Below are 15578 nucleotides of genomic sequence, written 5' to 3' on the forward strand. Positions count from 1 at the left end.
TAAAGGGCTAGAGAACTTTTGCATCTTTTTCGAATTGAAAACCGTTTAATAAACTCTGAACATCCATTAACTTTTTACCAGAAATTTTAATTTGATGAATATTTAAGTAACCATCTGTAACAGCAATTTTTAACTCCTTTTTAGTGGTAACGATAGCACCAACCTCAAGATTATGAGAAGTAGGGGCTTTACTAACTCCGTATATTTTAGCAGAAAGTTCATCATCTCCATTTACAATGGTAGTCCAAGCAGCAGGATATGGATTTAATCCGCGAATATGATTATAAATATCATTTAAAGATTTAGACCAATCTATCTTACAGTTATGAGGGTACAATTTTGGAGCAGATTTCTCTTCTAATTCAGGTTGTTTAGTAGTTGTAACATCTCCTTTAGCAATTAAGTCTAAAGTTTCAGCAACTAGTTTAGCTCCTAAGTGCATTAATCTGTCGTGTAACTCACCAACAATTTCATCTCCTTTAATAGTTACCTCATTTTGTAATATGATTTCTCCTGTATCAATTTTACCATCAATAAAGAAAGTAGTAACACCTGTTTTCGTTTCGCCATTTATAATTGCCCAATTAATAGGTGCAGCACCACGATATTCTGGTAATAATGAAGCATGTAAATTAAAAGTACCATATTCTGGTAGTGCCCAAACGGATTTAGGTAACATTCTAAAAGCAACAACTACTTGTAAGTTAGCATCCCACTTTTTTAAATCTTTTTGGAATTCTTCGTTCTTTAAGTTTTTGGGTTGAAGAATAGGCAGGTTTTGAGAAAGTGCATATTTTTTTACAGCAGATTGATTAAGCTTACGACCTCTACCAGCAGGTTTATCTGGAGCAGTAATAACTCCTACTACATTATAATCATTCTCCACTAAATGCTGTAAAATAGTAGCAGCAAAATCAGGAGTTCCCATAAAAACGATGCGTAAATCTCTCATTTATTTTAAAAAGTATTTATTGTTTTTTGTGTGTATTTTTTCTTCGGAAAGAAGCTCTCGCAAAAGTATTAAAATGTTCGTTTCTTTTTCATTTAATAGCGAGCAGATTTCAGTAACTGTATAGGTTTTTTCTTTTTGTAAGTTAGAAAGAATATCTTTTTGGCTTATACTAGTTTTGTTTTTTCTTTGCAAACAAACATCACAGATTCCACAACTTTGAGAGCTGTGTTCACCAAAATAGGAAAGAAGTTGTACGCTTCTACAAACCGAATTGTTTTCTATAAACTGAAGTAAGTCTCTATTTTTTTGTTTTTTCTGTTTAATGTATTGTTTAATGTTTAGAGAAATTCGGTTGATGGTTTTATCATCTTCTCTAGGGTGTAAAAAGAAAAGTTCCGAATTGTTAGTAGCTTTTGTATAAGCTATTAATTCTTTTTGAGCTAACTTTTCTAAAGTATTGATTACGAACCAAGAGGTAGTACCTAGCTTTTTAGCAATGTAAAATTCATCAATTTTTACAGGGTTTTCAAAAATGCCACCATACATACGTAAAATTTGTTGGACAAAATTTTTAATTTGGGAGTTTTGATTTGTATGTGATATAACTTGTTTGTTTGAGGCTAAAAACTGAACTGTAGATTTTTGTTGGAAGCTATGATTTAATTCAATAATGCCATTATTATTGAGTATTTGAAGAGCATTGAATGTTTTATTGGGGATGAAATTATACTTATTACAAAAAGCTAAAAAATTAAAATCGAAAGCAGTTTCGATTAATTCACCTTTTGCAATTTGAAAATGTTGATATAGTTTTTGGTGAATAGTTTTTATTTCATCAATGGTTGGTAATGATTTTTCAAGTAATTCACTACTTAAAGAAATATCACTATCGTTAGTTAATACTACAGGGAAAGACTTTACTCCATCACGTCCACCACGACCCGCTTCTTGAATGTAGTTTTCAATAGAAAAAGGTAGGTTAAGATGAATAACAACTCGAACGTTGGGTTTGTCTATTCCCATACCAAAAGCATTGGTAGCAACTATAATTGGAGTTTTCTCTGTCATCCAATTATCAAAAGCTAACTTTTTTTCTACAGGAGAAAGACCTCCATGGTAAAAAGAACTTTTAAATCCATTAGCATTTAAGTAACTGCTAATTTCTTTCGTTTTACTACGAGTATTTACATATATAATTGAAGGAGCTTTTGTTTTAGTAAAAATCTGATTGAGCTTACCAAGCTTGTCTTCAGTTTTAAAAATTTGATAGGCTAAATTCTCTCTAAAAAAAGATTTTTTGAAAACGGTAGGTTTTTCTAATTCAAGAGAAGAAACAATATCTGAAATTACTTTTTGAGTTGCCGTAGCTGTTAAAGCAATTATAGGGGTTGTTGGTAGTAACTCTTTTAAAACAGTAATCTCTTGATAAGAAGGACGGAAATCGTGCCCCCATTCAGAAATACAATGTGCTTCATCAATAGCTATTAAGTTTACATTTAGTTGCTTTATTTTTTCTTGAATAAAACGAGATTGCAACCGTTCAGGTGAAATGTATAAAAACTTAGTATTTCCAAACCGAATATTATCAAAAAGTGTAATAATATCGTCTTGTGAGCTTCCAGAAGATATTAAAGTAGCTTTTATGCCTTTATCAATAAGATTAGCAACTTGATCTTGCATTAAGGCAACTAAGGGAGAAACTACTATACAAACTCCTTCCTTAACCAATGCGGGTACTTGAAAACAAATAGACTTTCCACCTCCTGTAGGAAGTAAAGCAACAACATTGTTTCCTGTTAAAACTTCAGTAATTATTTCTTGTTGAGGTTTTCTAAAAGAAGTATAGCCCCAATAATGTTTTAATATTTGTAGCGATTTATCATACATCGTGTTTTAACGAATGTAAAATAAAATCACAGCGCTCTTGTACCGAACCAAAAGGAACATCAATAATATTATAGCCTACTTCCTCGTAAGCTTCTTTTAAAAAGGTATCTATTTTCACTGATTGCTCGAAGGTTTCATAACGTTCGTTGTCAGATTTATAAATAGCCTCCCAAGGAGCGCACATAAATACTTTATTGTATAAATATTTATTGCTTTTTTTAATAAAAACATCTGGGTAGTCAGAACCTAAATAATTCATATAAGCGTGTACATCAGGAATCCCTCTATCAAAAAAGATAATCTCAGCATCACTTTGGTGAGCTTCTAAGTACTGTTGCTCTCTTCCTTCTAATAATAGTTGGCTAAATAATAAAGGTTGCTCTAAAAAAAGTTGATCAATACCATCTTTTTGAGCTTTAAGTGTAACCTCTCTTGAAATCTCTGGCATACATTCATATCCACGTCTAATAAATTCTCTTAAAATAGAGGATTTACCTGTACCAGGACCACCTATTAAAACTATTTTTTGTTGCATGGGGCAAAAATAAAAGTTTCAAGTTATAAATATAATAAATAGTGTAATTTTGTGCATCATCACTACATGCTTTAAATTTTTGATGAGTTTTTATAAAATAGTAATTTCTGAGTTATGCAAGATAGAGAAGCTTTTTACGCAAAATTAAAATCACAATTAGAAGATACCACAACGTTTCCAGCTAAGTATTTATATAAATTTATTGTTCCTACTGATGGTAGTCAGGAGAAAGAAGTACAAGACTTATTTAATAATGCTGGAGCAGTTATCAATACAAAAAAATCTAAAACAGGAAAATACGTAAGTGTATCAATACATATTACAGTAAAGAGTTCAAACGAAGTTATTTCGTATTATAAAAAAGCAGAGGCAATAAAAGGTATTATTTCTTTGTAAATTTATAACAAAAAAAGTTTTACACTTTCATTTTTGGATGTAGTTTTTCTTTTAAAAAAAGAAAAATTATGGCTAAAAATCTTTTACTAAGCTAAAAGTATGGCAAAGAACTTGATGCAATAAAAAAGATAAGTAATTATTTCTAGTAAGGAAAAGAATGATAAAAAAGCTATGAAACAACTATATGGTTAGAGTAAGAAAAGGGGATTAATAAAATTTAAGAATACGTTTAACCAATAATACAAAGTGAGAAAATATATTTTTTTAACAACATTATTTATAATCGTTTCATGTGATCTTGTTAGTTTAAAGACTAAAAGAGTTACGAGTGAAAGACCAATTGCTACTGTTTATAATAAACATCTATACAAAAAAGATATTGCTGGTTTATTGCCAAAAAATCTTTCACCCAAAGATAGTTTAGTTATAGTAAAAGGTTTGATTAATTCTTGGGCTAAACAAGAATTATTGTACATTAAAGCAGAAGAGAATATCTCAGAAGTAAACAGTGAAGAAATACAAAACTTAGTTAACGATTATAAAAAGAGTTTATACATTAACGGCTATAAAGAACGTTTGATAAAACAACAATTAGATACGGTTGTTACTGAGGAAGAAATAGAGTTGTATTATGAGGAAAATAAAGAGAATTTTAAAGTAAGTGAAGAACTTGTACAATTTGAATATGTACATTTTGGTAAAGATTACCTGGATAAAAAAGAAACAATAAAGCAGTTTAAGTCAGAAAAAGAAGAGGATAAAGAAGATTTAGAAAGACATTTATTAAATTTTAAATCATATCGATTACAAGATTCAACTTGGGTAACTTTTGAATATTTAAAGAAAAAAATTCCACCTTTTCGTAACGAAACGAAAGAAAACTTGTTAAAAATATCAAAATTCATACAAAAAGAAGATAGTTTAGGAGTATATTTGGTCGCTGTAAAAAATATGTTACCACAAAACGCTACGGCTCCACTGAGCTATGTAAGCGCTAGAATAAAACAGATTATTTTACATAAAAGAAAATTAGAATTAATACGAGATATTGAAAAAACGCTGATAAATGATGCAATTGAAAACAAGAACTTTAAAGAATATTAGTATAGTATTTACGTTGTTTTTAGCAGGCTTAACAACAGTTAATGCACAAGGAACAAAAGTAGATGGTGTTGCTGTGGTGGTGGGTAAAAACATTGTTTTAGATTCTGATATAGATAAGTTTAAGCAAGAAGTAGAGTTAAGAAGTGAAGGAAAAGTAAAGATATCTGACTGTGAAATGTTAGAAGAATTAATGCAACAAAAACTATTAGCTCATCATGCAATTATTGATAGTGTAACAGTATCTCAATCTGAAATTGATAGTAGAGTAGATAGAAGTATTGCTTTTTTTACACAAGAATATGGAAGTGAAGAAAAAGTGGTTGAAGCTTATGGTTTTAATGATGTTGAAGATTTAAAGAAAGAACTAGGTAGAGTTCAAAGAGAGAATTTACTAATAGAAAAAGAACAGCAAAAGATCACTGAAAATATTGACGTAACTCCAGAAGAAATTCGCATCTATTTTAAAGGATTACAAGATAAGGGAGAGCTTCCTGAAATACCAGCTGAAGTTCAATTGCAACAATTAGTAGTTAAAGCAGAACCAACAAAAGAAGAGAAAGAGCGAGTAATAAACAAATTAAAAGAAATAAAAAAAGAAATAGAAAACGGTGCAAGTTTTAAGTTGAAAGCAATTATTAACTCAGAAGATCCAGGAGTAGCTCAAAATGGTGGGAAATATGTAATTACAAAAGATAGTCCATTTATTAAAGAGTTTAAAGAAACAGCATTTTCATTGGATGTAAATCAAATCTCAGAGCCTATTAAATCAGCTTTCGGATACCATATACTTCAACTGCATAAAATTAAAGGTAATCAACGAGAAGTATCTCATATTTTAATGCAACCTGAAGTTTCAGATGAAAAATTAAATGAAACTAAAGAACAAATAGAAAAGATAGTAGCTGATATAAAAGAAGAGAAAATAACTTTTGAAGAAGCTGTAAAGAAATATTCTGAGGACGAAGAAACAAAAAATAGTGCAGGTATTATAATGAATCCTTATACTCAAGAACCAACTTTTGAGTTAACGAGAATGCCGCCTGAGTTATTCGCAAGAATTAGTGAGTTAAAAAAAGGTGATTTGTCTGATATTTTTTATGATGAAACACGAGAAGGAGAAAAAATGTATAAAGTAATCTTATTAAAAGATAAAACAGATACACATAAAGCTGATTTAGTAGATGACTATGTAAGAATGCAAGAATTTGCTCTTGCTAAGAAAAAAGAAGAAGAAATTACAAAATGGACCAAGGATAAAATCCAAGAAACTTACCTAAAATTAAGTAACGATTATAAGAAGTGTACTTTCAAGAAAGATTGGAAGAAAGAAAACAAATAAGAAATAATAAATTTAGTATATTGTCATTCCCGCGAGAGCGGGAATTTCATTTTATAAAAGTTTGTAATTAAATTTATTGAACAAAGAAAAATTTTGATTTATGTCTGACGTAACAGCAGTAAACACACTTGTAGAAAAATATAGTCAACTACAACAAGAAATAGGTAAGGTTATAATAGGTCAGCAAGAAGCTGTAAACTATACATTACTTTCAATTTTTTGTGGAGGGCATTCGTTGTTAATTGGAGTACCAGGATTGGCAAAAACCTTATTAGTAAATACAATTTCTAGCGCATTAGGGTTGAATTTTAATAGAATTCAGTTTACTCCAGATTTAATGCCTTCTGATATTTTAGGAAGTGAAATATTAGATGAAACACGTCATTTTAAATTTATAAAAGGACCAATTTTTTCAAATATCATTTTAGCAGATGAAATAAATCGTACACCACCTAAAACACAAGCAGCTTTACTAGAGGCTATGCAAGAAAAATCGGTAACTGTAGCAGGACATCATTATAAGTTAGAGCTACCATTTTTTGTATTAGCTACACAAAACCCTATTGAGCAAGAAGGAACGTATCCTTTACCAGAAGCGCAACTAGACCGTTTTATGTTTTCAATTAACTTAGAGTATCCAAGCTTTGAAGAAGAGGTACAAGTGGTAAAAAATACGACATCAATAGCTGAACAAACAGTCAACGCTATTTTTTCTTCAGAAGAAATTATTGAAGTCCAAAAGTTAATACGTAAAATTCCTGTAGCAGATAATGTAGTTGAGTATGCTGTTGGTTTGGTGGGTAAAACACGTCCTAATTCAGATAAAGCTACTGAATTAATTAAAAAGTACATTGATTGGGGAGCAGGACCAAGAGCTTCACAAAACTTAATTTTGGCAGCCAAAGCACACGCAGCGGTACATGGAAAATATTCTCCAGACATTGAAGATGTTCAAGCGGTAGCAATTCCTATCTTATCACATAGAATTGTGAAGAATTATAAAGCAGAGGCAGAAGGAGTGACTATAAAATATATTATAAACTCTCTATTTTAAAATGAAAAAGTTTTTAAGTATTGTTTTTTTAGTGATATTATTTGCTTCATGTAAGCAAGAAGCAGCCAAAACCGTTTCAGAAGAAACAGAAAAACAAGAGATTTTATCGGTGATGAAGGCACAAGAAGAAGCTTGGTCGAATCACGATTTAGAAGGTTTTATGCAAGGGTATTGGAAGAGTGATTCATTAAAGTTTTACGGACGAAATGGAGTTACTTTTGGATGGCAAAAAACCTTAGATAATTATAAAAAAGGGTATCCAACAAAAGAACACTCAGGAACATTAACTTTTAAGATTAATGATATTTCTAAAATTACTGAAGGAGCATATTCTGTAATGGGGGAATATCACTTAAAAAGAACAGTAGGAGACGCTAACGGCGTTTTTATGATCATCTTCAAGAAGATACAAGGTAAATGGAAAATCATTGCAGACACTTCGTGTTAAGCCCCCAAAAGAGCTTTTAGATAAACTTATAACTAAAGAATATAATTCTTAATTTACTCTGATGATATTTTAAATCACCTTTTTAATTATGTTCAGGAAAAGGAATTTTCTTATGCTTCATGTAATCAATTCCCCAAGCATGTAATGGAGCTAAAGCATTGACTAAATCATTGCCAAATGGAGTAAGAGAATACTCAACTCTTGGAGGTACTTCAGCATATATTTTTCTGTTAATAATTCCATCAGTTTCTAACTCTTTTAACTGGCTAGTTAACATCTTTTCAGAAATTGTTTCACATGCAGTCTTGATTTGTCCATACCTAAGTGGTTTTTCAACAAGCCTAGAAATGATAAATAACTTCCATTTTCCACTTACAACTTTTGTCGCATAAGTTAAAGGGCAATAATCAGGTGAAAATTTTTTCATTTTTTTTCAATTCTATCTTTTTGGCACTAAAAAAACTAACCAAAAGGTGCGTAAGGTACAAAAATGTAACGTATTGTTTCTTGTTTAAAAGTGCTTTAGTTTCGCTGTTGTATAAGAAAAAAACACATAAAAATGAAGAAGTATTATCAATTACTACTCGTAATTTTAATCATGATTAGTGCGTGTCAAACAACTAATAAAACTAGAAAAGAAAACACAACAAAACTGGAATATATACGACAGGCTACGGTGTTTTTAGAAGTAAATTCAAAAAAAATATTAATAGACCCTGTTTTGTCTGATAAAGGAACACAAGATCCGATTCCTTTTTCTAATGAAAAGCGGATTCCAATGAATGATTTACCGATACCAAAAGATAAAATTATAGAACAAGCCGATGCTGTTTTGATAACGCATTACCATCCAGATCATTTTGATGCTGATGCTGAAAAATTACTTCCTAAAAACATACTTATTTTTTGCCAACCTTTTGATGTAGAAAAATTAAAATCAAAAGGATTTACAAACTTACAAAGCATAGAGCAGGTTGTAAATTGGTCTGGAGTATCGATAAAACGCTACGAAGCACATCATCATGAAGGAGCAACAGGAGCAATGCCTTTTGGCGAATCATCTTCTTTTTCTTTAACATTTAAAGAAGATACAATATTTATTACAGGAGACGCCGTTTTAGATAGTCTTTTAAAGAATGCTTTGAAAATTGAAAAACCTACTCATATTATTGCAAATACAGGGGAGTGTACTTTTAGCAAGCCAAACCCTGTTTTAGAACCAGGTAAACATATGACGTTAACTAAAGAAGAATTACTAAGGATAGCTGTTGAGAATAAGAAAGCTATTTTAATAGCAATTCATATGGACGCAATAAACCATTGTGGACTAACGAAAGAGGAGCTTCGCTTATTTTTAAAAGAGCAAGAAAAATCTATTCAAGATAAAATAGTAATCCCTAATGAAGGTGAAGTATTACAGTTATAAAACAAAAAGAAGCCCAAAAGGCTTCTTTTTGTTTTATATTTTTCTTAGTTTTTAAGAAAACATCTTAGCAACTTTCTCAGCTTTTCTACTTTCAGAATAATCGTAAAAACCTTCACCAGATTTAACACCTAATTTACCTGCTGCAACCATGTTTACTAATAACGGACATGGAGCATATTTAGGGTTTTTAAATCCATCATACATTACGTTTAAGATAGATAAACAAACATCTAACCCAATAAAATCGGCTAATTGTAATGGTCCCATTGGATGTGCCATTCCTAATTTCATTACGGTATCAATTTCAGCAACACCAGCAACACCGTTGTATAACGTTTCAATACTTTCGTTAATCATTGGCATTAAAATACGATTGGCAACAAAACCTGGGTAATCATTTACTTCAACAGGAACTTTATTTATTTTCTTAGTTAAATCAACTGTAAAGTCCATTACTTCATCAGAAGTGTTGTATCCTCTAATAATTTCAACCAATTTCATAATTGGCACAGGATTCATAAAGTGCATTCCAATTACTTTTTCAGGTCTATTGGTAGCTGCTGCAATTTGAGTAATTGAGATTGATGAAGTGTTGGTAGCTAAAATAGTATCCTCAGCACAAGCTTCATCTAAATCTTTAAAAATCTTAAGTTTTAAGTCAATATTTTCAGTAGCAGCCTCAACAACTAAACTAGTATTCTGTACACCTTCTTTAATAGAAGTGTAGGTCGTAATATTGTTTAAGGTATTATTTTTATCGTCTTCAGTAATTTTTTCTTTCGCTACCATTCTATCTAAGTTTTTAGTAATGGTTGCTAAACCTCTATCTAAGGCAGCTTGCGAAATGTCGATAAGTTGAACATTGTATCCAAATTGAGCAAACGTATGCGCAATTCCATTTCCCATTGTTCCTGCTCCAATTACGGCGATATTTTTCATGTTGTTGTGTTTTGGTATTTATATGGGCGTTCCCCTATGGGGCGGGCTTTCCGCTACAATCTTTTTTGGTGTATTCTTCGCTTTACTCAGAATAACAAAAAAGGATTTTCACTGCAATCCCTAACGCGGTTGTTACTTATTTACTTTATTCTAAAAACAGTCTATAATCTGATGTGCTACACGTAAAGCTTCAGTACCTTGACGTAACGAAACAATAGGCGTAGTATTATTGTGAATAGCATCTGCAAACGATTCTAATTCATCTAAAATAGCGTTGTTAGCTACTACTTCAGGATTATCGTAATAAATTTGCTTTTTAACACCTTCAGCATTCTGCAAAATCATAGCAAACTCATCAGGTTTTTCTGGTACGTCTTTCATTCTAACAACTTCTGATTGCTTTTCTAAAAAGTTTACTGAAATGTATGCGTCTCTTTGGAAAAAACGGCTCTTACGCATGTTTTTCATCGAAATTCTACTTGCTGTTAGGTTCGCAACACAACCATTTTCAAATTCAATACGCGCATTAGCAATATCAGGAGTTTCTGAAATTACTGATACACCACTTGCATGCACACTTTTTACTTTTGAGTTTACAACCGATAAAATAATATCAATATCATGAATCATTAAATCTAAAACTACAGGTACATCTGTTCCTCTAGGATTAAATTCAGCCAAACGATGTGTTTCAATAAACATTGGCGTGTCAATCAAGTCTTTTACAGCCATAAAAGCAGGGTTAAAACGCTCTACATGTCCAACCTGTCCACGTACATGGTATTGACTAGCTAAAGTTCTTATAGCTTCTGCTTCTAATACAGTATTGGTGATAGGTTTTTCAATAAAAATATGTTTTCCTTTCTCAATAGCTTGTTTTGCACAATCAAAGTGAGAAAGTGTTGGAGTAACGATATCGACTACTTCAACAGCATCAATTAACGCTTCTACTGAATCGAATAATTTATAGCCAAACTCATCAGCTACTTTTTGTGCGTTTTCTGTAAAAGGGTCATAAAACCCTACTAATTCATATTTTTCTGATTGTTGTAACAAACGCAAATGGATTTTTCCTAAGTGACCTGCGCCTAAAACTCCAGCTTTTAACATAAGTGAAAGATTATTAGTTATTTGATTGGTTTGTTGAAAAAGAAATGATTTCTACAAAAAATCAACGCAAACAAAGATACACTTTTATACAGATTTATTACTACTTTTATCCTCCTGAAATTTTATAATTAGTGAGAGATACAACCAAACACCAAGGACTTAGAAATCAATTAGCAAACGTTTTAGAAGCAAAAGGAATTAATGACGAGAGAGTATTAAAAGCTATCAGAAAAATTCCAAGACATTTGTTTATGGATAGTAGTTTTGAAGCGCATGCGTATCAAGACAAAGCTTTTCCTATTGCTGCTGAACAAACAATTTCTCAGCCTTATACAGTAGCGTTTCAATCACAAGTATTAGAAGTAAAGCCAGAAGAAAAAGTATTAGAAATAGGAACTGGATCTGGATACCAAACGGCAGTATTATTAGAATTGAATGCTGTGGTGTATTCAATAGAAAGACAACATGAGTTATTTAAAAAAACTTCAATGTTTTTGCCAAGACTTGGATATAAGCCAAAAAGGTTTATTTTTGGTGATGGTTACAAAGGATTACCAGAAGAAGCTCCTTTTGACAAAATTATTGTTACAGCTGGAGCTCCGTATGTACCTAAAGCATTACTGGGGCAAATTAAAGTAGGAGGTAGGTTGTTGATTCCTGTGGGGGATCAAGAGCAAGTAATGACACTTTTTATAAGGAAATCACCAAAAGAATTTGAAAAGCATGAGTTAGGTGATTTTAGGTTTGTGCCAATGTTAAAAAAGAAAAATTAATCATTAAAACTAAATTATATTATGAAAAAAGAGAATGAAACAAAATATTACGTTATTACATGTGTAGGAGTTATGTTGTTATTAGTAATGGTGTTTGCCTTTGAAAAGGGTGCTCTGTTAGGAGAAATTATAGCAAAGTAAAAAACTAACACATATAAGATAAGCTCAAATCCTTTTCTATTTTAGAAAAGGATTTTTTGTTATGAGAAAAATCAAAATAAAAAAATCCGCCTAAAAAAGCGGATTTATTGAATTTGAATAAAGAAACATCAACTTATTCAGCGATTGCTATTTCAGTTGCATCTGCAACTACTATCTCTTGTTGTTGATGTTGTTTTTGTTTGTTTTGATTAGTTTTTGCTAATCCACAAGGACTAGTACTTCCGCAAGAAGAAAAACCTAATAAACTAACAGTACAAATTGCAATAAATACTACTTTTTTCATCATTATTCCGTTTTATAAAAATCAAATATACATATTTCTGATTAAGTCACCAGAATTTTCCTTCTTTTCAATAACGTTGAACTCCACCATTTTATTTTGTATGTCCGTAATTAAATTTTCGGAAATAGCTTCGCCGTCATTCCATTCAGTAATAGATAACCATTCCTGAATATCATCTATTTGTTGTTCATACCTATTGGAAAGAACTTTATCAATATTATCGAAGTCTTTAAAGTCTTTAGTACAAGCGTTAATGATATTGTGTACTTTTTTTACTTCTTCAAAATTATTTTCTAAGATTTCATCACGAACAGCAATTACAAAACAAGGCCATGGGGTAGGGCAGTTACCAACTCGCCTAAAAGTACCGTTATCAACCAATGGTTTTGTGGTAAAGTGCTCCCACATAAAATAATCGGCTTCTCCTTTAGTTAAAGCGTCTATTCCTCCTTGTAAATCTCCAACTACTTTAAATTGTAGTTTATTAACATCCCAACCATTGTTATGGGCATTTACAATTGCCATAAGTTGAGAACCTGAACCAAATCGGCTAATAGCTACTGTAGCATTCTCTAAGTCATTAATGGTTTTGAATTTTGAGTTCGCAGCAACATGAATTCCCCAAACAAGTGGACTTTTTACAAAAGTTTGTGTAATTTTTGAAGGATTTCCATTAATAATATCTTTAATAATTCCTTCAGTAAGCACCAGAGCAATGTCAACTTCACCAGAGCGTAAAGCTTTCGTCATAGCTCCAGTACCTCCAGGATAATCTTTCCAGCGTAAGTTGATTCCTTCTTTGGTGTATTCTTTATTTTTTAATGTAATGTACCATGGGTAATTAAAATGTTCAGGAACACCACCTATTTTTAATTTCAGCATTTATTCAACTAATTTATCTAGGGTATATGCAATCAAATCATTTACTACTTTATACGGATCTTTACTAAATGTTCCGTTGGCTCTGTTAGCAATAATAGCATTCATTGATGCTGCATTATGACCTAGTAGTTTAGCCAACCCATAAATGGCTGATGTTTCCATTTCAAGGTTGGTAATTCGATTGTTATTATAGTTAAAACTATCAATCTTCTTATTTAAATCGGGGTCTTGCAAAGGTAAGCGTAAAACACGTCCTTGAGGACCATAAAAACCACCAGCAGTAGCTGTAATTCCTTTATATACTTTGTTAGATATTAATTTATCTTCTAAAGGTTTTCCGTTAGAAATGATTAACGGATATGATTTTTTTGCACTCCAATTGGTATGTTTTATGAAAGCTTCTTCTATATCTGGATGTGAAATTTCATCCACTTGATACGATTGTAACATTCCGTTTAAATCCAATCCATGAGAGCTTAATAAAAAACTATCTACAGGAATATCAGCATGTAAAGAACCAGAAGTTCCAATTCTTGTAATGTTTAATTGTGTATGTTTTTCTTTAGGTTTACGTGAGTTTAAGTCGATATTAACTAAGGCGTCTAACTCGTTTAAAACAATATCAATATTATCAGGGCCTATTCCTGTAGAAATTACAGAAATTTTTTTTCCTTTATAGGTACCAGTAGTGGTTTTAAATTCTCTTTTTTGTGTGCTAAATTCTATAGTATCAAAGTGTTTGGTGACTTTGTCGACACGATATTGGTCTCCAACAAAAATGATATCGGTAGCAATATGTTCAGGTCTTAAATTCAAATGGTAAATACTATCATCTGGATTTAAGATGAGCTCAGAATGTTGTATACTCATTTACGATGTTATTTTTAACAGCTTATCAGTAGAGTTTACGTAGAGATAGCTGTATTTTTTTGCGCCACCAAGATACGAAAAATCAGAACGAATTTTAGCATAATAGTTTGTTTGGTTTTGCAATACTTTCTTACCTGTTTTACTAAGTTTTACAGGATCAAAAGAGGTAAATAGCTTTTTAAGGCTTTCAAGTTTGTTAACGTATTGAATATCACCAAACCCATAGTTTTCTTGATGAGTTAAAAGACTTCTAAGCAGTTCATCTTGGTTTGCAAATGTATGCTCGTTAGCAACCTTTAAAATATTATTTTCTATATAATTTAATCCATTTTCAATTGAAGGAAAACGAAGTAAATGTGCTTTTATAGCGTTTTCTAGATATACAAAAGGTGATTTTGGATTAAATTTATGTGCATTTTCAAGAGGTAACGGACTATCTGAGCAATATAATTGCCATATATAGTCAGCATATTCTATATCATCTAGAGAAAGCTCTATTTTATTTTTAAAGTGCTCTTTTAATTGATCGTCAGATAATTCTCCTAAACCATATAACTTTTTAGAGTTATCTATTTTACCACTTGTAACTAAAGATATTTTGTGATTTTTACGGTATCTTTTTAGCCAGCTTATTACTGCTAACATATTTACTTGACAAAATAAATCGTATTCAAACCATAAAACAATCTCATCTTGTTGTTTTTGATTACATAGGTTTCGGTATTCTTTAAGGGTATAATCTATAAACTTCTTCTTAGTAATTTTATAAGTAGTTTTTAAAAAGTCAAAACGTGTTTTCCAGAAGTCTTCACTACCTACGTCTACTGATGTTTTTCCTTCACATAACATTTCACGCCACGTAATAATATCACCTTCAATATTTAGTTCTTGAAGTCTTTGAGTTGTAACGTCTCCATTGGTTATGTGTAATAAAGAATGTTTCATAATTTTAGGGAATTGGTTGATTTCTTTATTTATGTAAAATAAACGATTTATTTTATACGTTATTATTTACTGGTTGGTATTTAACACTTTACAAAAGTTGTAAATATAAAAAAAATGTCGAAGAATCAAATCTTCGACATTTTTTACTTATCCACCAACGCGTTTTACGTTGAATCCTTTATCTTTTAAAAGTTGCATTATAGTATCTCTATAATCACCTTGAATTATGATTTTATCATCTTTAAAACTACCACCAACACTTAGTTTGGTTTTGATTTCTTTTGCTAATTTTTTAAAGTCTTGGGTAGCCCCATTATAACCGTCTATTATAGTAACTGGTTTCCCTTTACGTTTTTCATACTTACAAAGAATGGGTTCATCTTGTAACCAGACGTCAGGTTTTTTTTCTTCAGGTTTTTCCTCAAACTGATGATCTGGGAATAAATTTTTTAATTGATCTTGTAAATCCATTA

Annotated in this window: 18 protein-coding genes; 7 read left to right on the top strand and 11 right to left on the bottom strand. The window is 31.0% G+C overall.

The window, feature by feature from the left end:
- Nucleotides 1–7 precede the first annotated feature (7 nt).
- Genes fmt through D6200_RS02130 form a run of 3 tightly spaced genes read right to left on the bottom strand, consistent with a single transcriptional unit; the run spans nucleotide 8 to nucleotide 3374 of the window.
- Nucleotides 8–952, bottom strand: a complete 945-nt coding sequence (gene fmt, locus D6200_RS02120) for a methionyl-tRNA formyltransferase (RefSeq protein ID WP_206337266.1) — start codon at nucleotides 950–952, stop codon at nucleotides 8–10.
- The gene (locus tag D6200_RS02125; RefSeq protein ID WP_073183655.1) at nucleotides 953–2839 is read right to left on the bottom strand and encodes a RecQ family ATP-dependent DNA helicase; all 1887 of its coding nucleotides are present in this window, start codon (nucleotides 2837–2839) and stop codon (nucleotides 953–955) included.
- The gene (locus tag D6200_RS02130) at nucleotides 2832–3374 is read right to left on the bottom strand and encodes an AAA family ATPase (protein WP_047789027.1); all 543 of its coding nucleotides are present in this window, start codon (nucleotides 3372–3374) and stop codon (nucleotides 2832–2834) included. Before D6200_RS02130 ends, D6200_RS02125 begins: the two co-directional genes overlap by 8 nt.
- Nucleotides 3375–3488: 114 nt before the next feature.
- On the opposite strand from D6200_RS02130, the gene D6200_RS02135 reads away from it, so the two are divergent.
- The 5 genes from D6200_RS02135 to D6200_RS02155 all read left to right on the top strand — a co-directional run bounded on the left by D6200_RS02135 (nucleotide 3489) and on the right by D6200_RS02155 (nucleotide 7715).
- Nucleotides 3489–3770: a DUF493 family protein gene (locus tag D6200_RS02135; RefSeq protein ID WP_047789026.1), complete on the top strand. Its 282-nt coding sequence runs from the start codon at nucleotides 3489–3491 to the stop codon at nucleotides 3768–3770.
- Nucleotides 3771–4016: 246 nt separating this feature from the next.
- A complete protein-coding gene (locus D6200_RS02140) occupies nucleotides 4017–4874 on the top strand; it encodes a hypothetical protein (protein ID WP_047789025.1) in 858 nt (285 codons plus the stop codon).
- On the top strand, nucleotides 4837–6213 hold the full coding sequence (locus D6200_RS02145; RefSeq protein WP_240627195.1) for a peptidylprolyl isomerase: 1377 nt from the start codon (nucleotides 4837–4839) through the stop codon (nucleotides 6211–6213). Before D6200_RS02140 ends, D6200_RS02145 begins: the two co-directional genes overlap by 38 nt.
- A 100-nt stretch (nucleotides 6214–6313) precedes the next feature.
- The gene (locus tag D6200_RS02150) at nucleotides 6314–7267 is read left to right on the top strand and encodes an AAA family ATPase (RefSeq protein ID WP_073183653.1); all 954 of its coding nucleotides are present in this window, start codon (nucleotides 6314–6316) and stop codon (nucleotides 7265–7267) included.
- Nucleotide 7268: 1 nt separating this feature from the next.
- Entirely contained in the window at nucleotides 7269–7715 is a 447-nt protein-coding gene (locus D6200_RS02155; protein WP_073183651.1) for a YybH family protein, read from the top strand.
- 82 nt (nucleotides 7716–7797) lie between these two features.
- Here D6200_RS02155 and D6200_RS02160 read toward each other — a convergent pair whose 3' ends face one another.
- Nucleotides 7798–8142, bottom strand: a complete 345-nt coding sequence (locus D6200_RS02160; RefSeq protein WP_073183650.1) for a winged helix-turn-helix transcriptional regulator — start codon at nucleotides 8140–8142, stop codon at nucleotides 7798–7800.
- 132 nt (nucleotides 8143–8274) lie between these two features.
- On the opposite strand from D6200_RS02160, the gene D6200_RS02165 reads away from it, so the two are divergent.
- Nucleotides 8275–9141, top strand: coding sequence for an MBL fold metallo-hydrolase (locus D6200_RS02165; protein WP_083574822.1), 867 nt, complete (start codon nucleotides 8275–8277; stop codon nucleotides 9139–9141).
- A 51-nt stretch (nucleotides 9142–9192) separates the two neighbouring features.
- Here the strand turns inward: D6200_RS02165 and D6200_RS02170 are convergent, their stop codons facing one another.
- Nucleotides 9193–10080, bottom strand: coding sequence for a 3-hydroxybutyryl-CoA dehydrogenase (locus D6200_RS02170; protein ID WP_047789019.1), 888 nt, complete (start codon nucleotides 10078–10080; stop codon nucleotides 9193–9195).
- 150 nt (nucleotides 10081–10230) lie between these two features.
- Nucleotides 10231–11190, bottom strand: a complete 960-nt coding sequence (locus D6200_RS02175) for a Gfo/Idh/MocA family protein (protein ID WP_073183648.1) — start codon at nucleotides 11188–11190, stop codon at nucleotides 10231–10233.
- 131 nt (nucleotides 11191–11321) lie between these two features.
- Here D6200_RS02175 and D6200_RS02180 point away from each other — a divergent pair, with 131 nt between their 5' ends.
- On the top strand, nucleotides 11322–11963 hold the full coding sequence (locus tag D6200_RS02180; RefSeq protein ID WP_073183647.1) for a protein-L-isoaspartate(D-aspartate) O-methyltransferase: 642 nt from the start codon (nucleotides 11322–11324) through the stop codon (nucleotides 11961–11963).
- 274 nt (nucleotides 11964–12237) lie between these two features.
- On the opposite strand, the gene D6200_RS15245 is transcribed toward D6200_RS02180, so the two are convergent.
- The 5 genes from D6200_RS15245 to D6200_RS02200 form a co-directional block, all read right to left on the bottom strand.
- Nucleotides 12238–12411, bottom strand: coding sequence for a hypothetical protein (locus D6200_RS15245; RefSeq protein ID WP_156167015.1), 174 nt, complete (start codon nucleotides 12409–12411; stop codon nucleotides 12238–12240).
- A gap of 18 nt (nucleotides 12412–12429) precedes the next feature.
- Nucleotides 12430–13290 (bottom strand): substrate-binding domain-containing protein, encoded by an 861-nt coding sequence (locus tag D6200_RS02185; protein ID WP_073183646.1) that lies wholly within the window; start codon nucleotides 13288–13290, stop codon nucleotides 12430–12432.
- Nucleotides 13291–14160: a nucleoside phosphorylase gene (locus D6200_RS02190; RefSeq protein ID WP_073183644.1), complete on the bottom strand. Its 870-nt coding sequence runs from the start codon at nucleotides 14158–14160 to the stop codon at nucleotides 13291–13293. It lies immediately after the preceding gene.
- Nucleotides 14161–15105 carry a DUF1835 domain-containing protein gene (locus D6200_RS02195; RefSeq protein ID WP_073183643.1) on the bottom strand — a complete coding sequence of 315 codons (945 nt, stop codon included), beginning with the start codon at nucleotides 15103–15105 and terminating at the stop codon, nucleotides 14161–14163.
- A 147-nt stretch (nucleotides 15106–15252) separates the two neighbouring features.
- A complete protein-coding gene (locus tag D6200_RS02200; RefSeq protein WP_073183642.1) occupies nucleotides 15253–15576 on the bottom strand; it encodes a translation initiation factor in 324 nt (107 codons plus the stop codon).
- Between the last annotated feature and the right edge of the window lie 2 nt (nucleotides 15577–15578).

Source organism: Tenacibaculum mesophilum (genome assembly GCF_003867075.1).
GTDB lineage: Bacteria > Bacteroidota > Bacteroidia > Flavobacteriales > Flavobacteriaceae > Polaribacter > Polaribacter mesophilus.

Coding starts and splice junctions, on each gene's coding strand:
- D6200_RS02165 (WP_083574822.1), top strand. CDS start 8,275: ATGAAGAAGTATTATCAATTACTACTCGTAATTTTAATCATGATTAGT.
- D6200_RS02185 (WP_073183646.1), bottom strand. CDS start 13,290: ATGCTGAAATTAAAAATAGGTGGTGTTCCTGAACATTTTAATTACCCA.
- D6200_RS02190 (WP_073183644.1), bottom strand. CDS start 14,160: ATGAGTATACAACATTCTGAGCTCATCTTAAATCCAGATGATAGTATT.
- D6200_RS02125 (WP_073183655.1), bottom strand. CDS start 2,839: ATGTATGATAAATCGCTACAAATATTAAAACATTATTGGGGCTATACT.
- D6200_RS02135 (WP_047789026.1), top strand. CDS start 3,489: ATGCAAGATAGAGAAGCTTTTTACGCAAAATTAAAATCACAATTAGAA.
- D6200_RS02160 (WP_073183650.1), bottom strand. CDS start 8,142: ATGAAAAAATTTTCACCTGATTATTGCCCTTTAACTTATGCGACAAAA.
- D6200_RS02200 (WP_073183642.1), bottom strand. CDS start 15,576: ATGGATTTACAAGATCAATTAAAAAATTTATTCCCAGATCATCAGTTT.
- D6200_RS02130 (WP_047789027.1), bottom strand. CDS start 3,374: ATGCAACAAAAAATAGTTTTAATAGGTGGTCCTGGTACAGGTAAATCC.
- D6200_RS02175 (WP_073183648.1), bottom strand. CDS start 11,190: ATGTTAAAAGCTGGAGTTTTAGGCGCAGGTCACTTAGGAAAAATCCAT.
- D6200_RS02145 (WP_240627195.1), top strand. CDS start 4,837: ATGATGCAATTGAAAACAAGAACTTTAAAGAATATTAGTATAGTATTT.
- D6200_RS02150 (WP_073183653.1), top strand. CDS start 6,314: ATGTCTGACGTAACAGCAGTAAACACACTTGTAGAAAAATATAGTCAA.
- D6200_RS15245 (WP_156167015.1), bottom strand. CDS start 12,411: ATGATGAAAAAAGTAGTATTTATTGCAATTTGTACTGTTAGTTTATTA.
- D6200_RS02195 (WP_073183643.1), bottom strand. CDS start 15,105: ATGAAACATTCTTTATTACACATAACCAATGGAGACGTTACAACTCAA.
- fmt (WP_206337266.1), bottom strand. CDS start 952: ATGAGAGATTTACGCATCGTTTTTATGGGAACTCCTGATTTTGCTGCT.
- D6200_RS02155 (WP_073183651.1), top strand. CDS start 7,269: ATGAAAAAGTTTTTAAGTATTGTTTTTTTAGTGATATTATTTGCTTCA.
- D6200_RS02170 (WP_047789019.1), bottom strand. CDS start 10,080: ATGAAAAATATCGCCGTAATTGGAGCAGGAACAATGGGAAATGGAATT.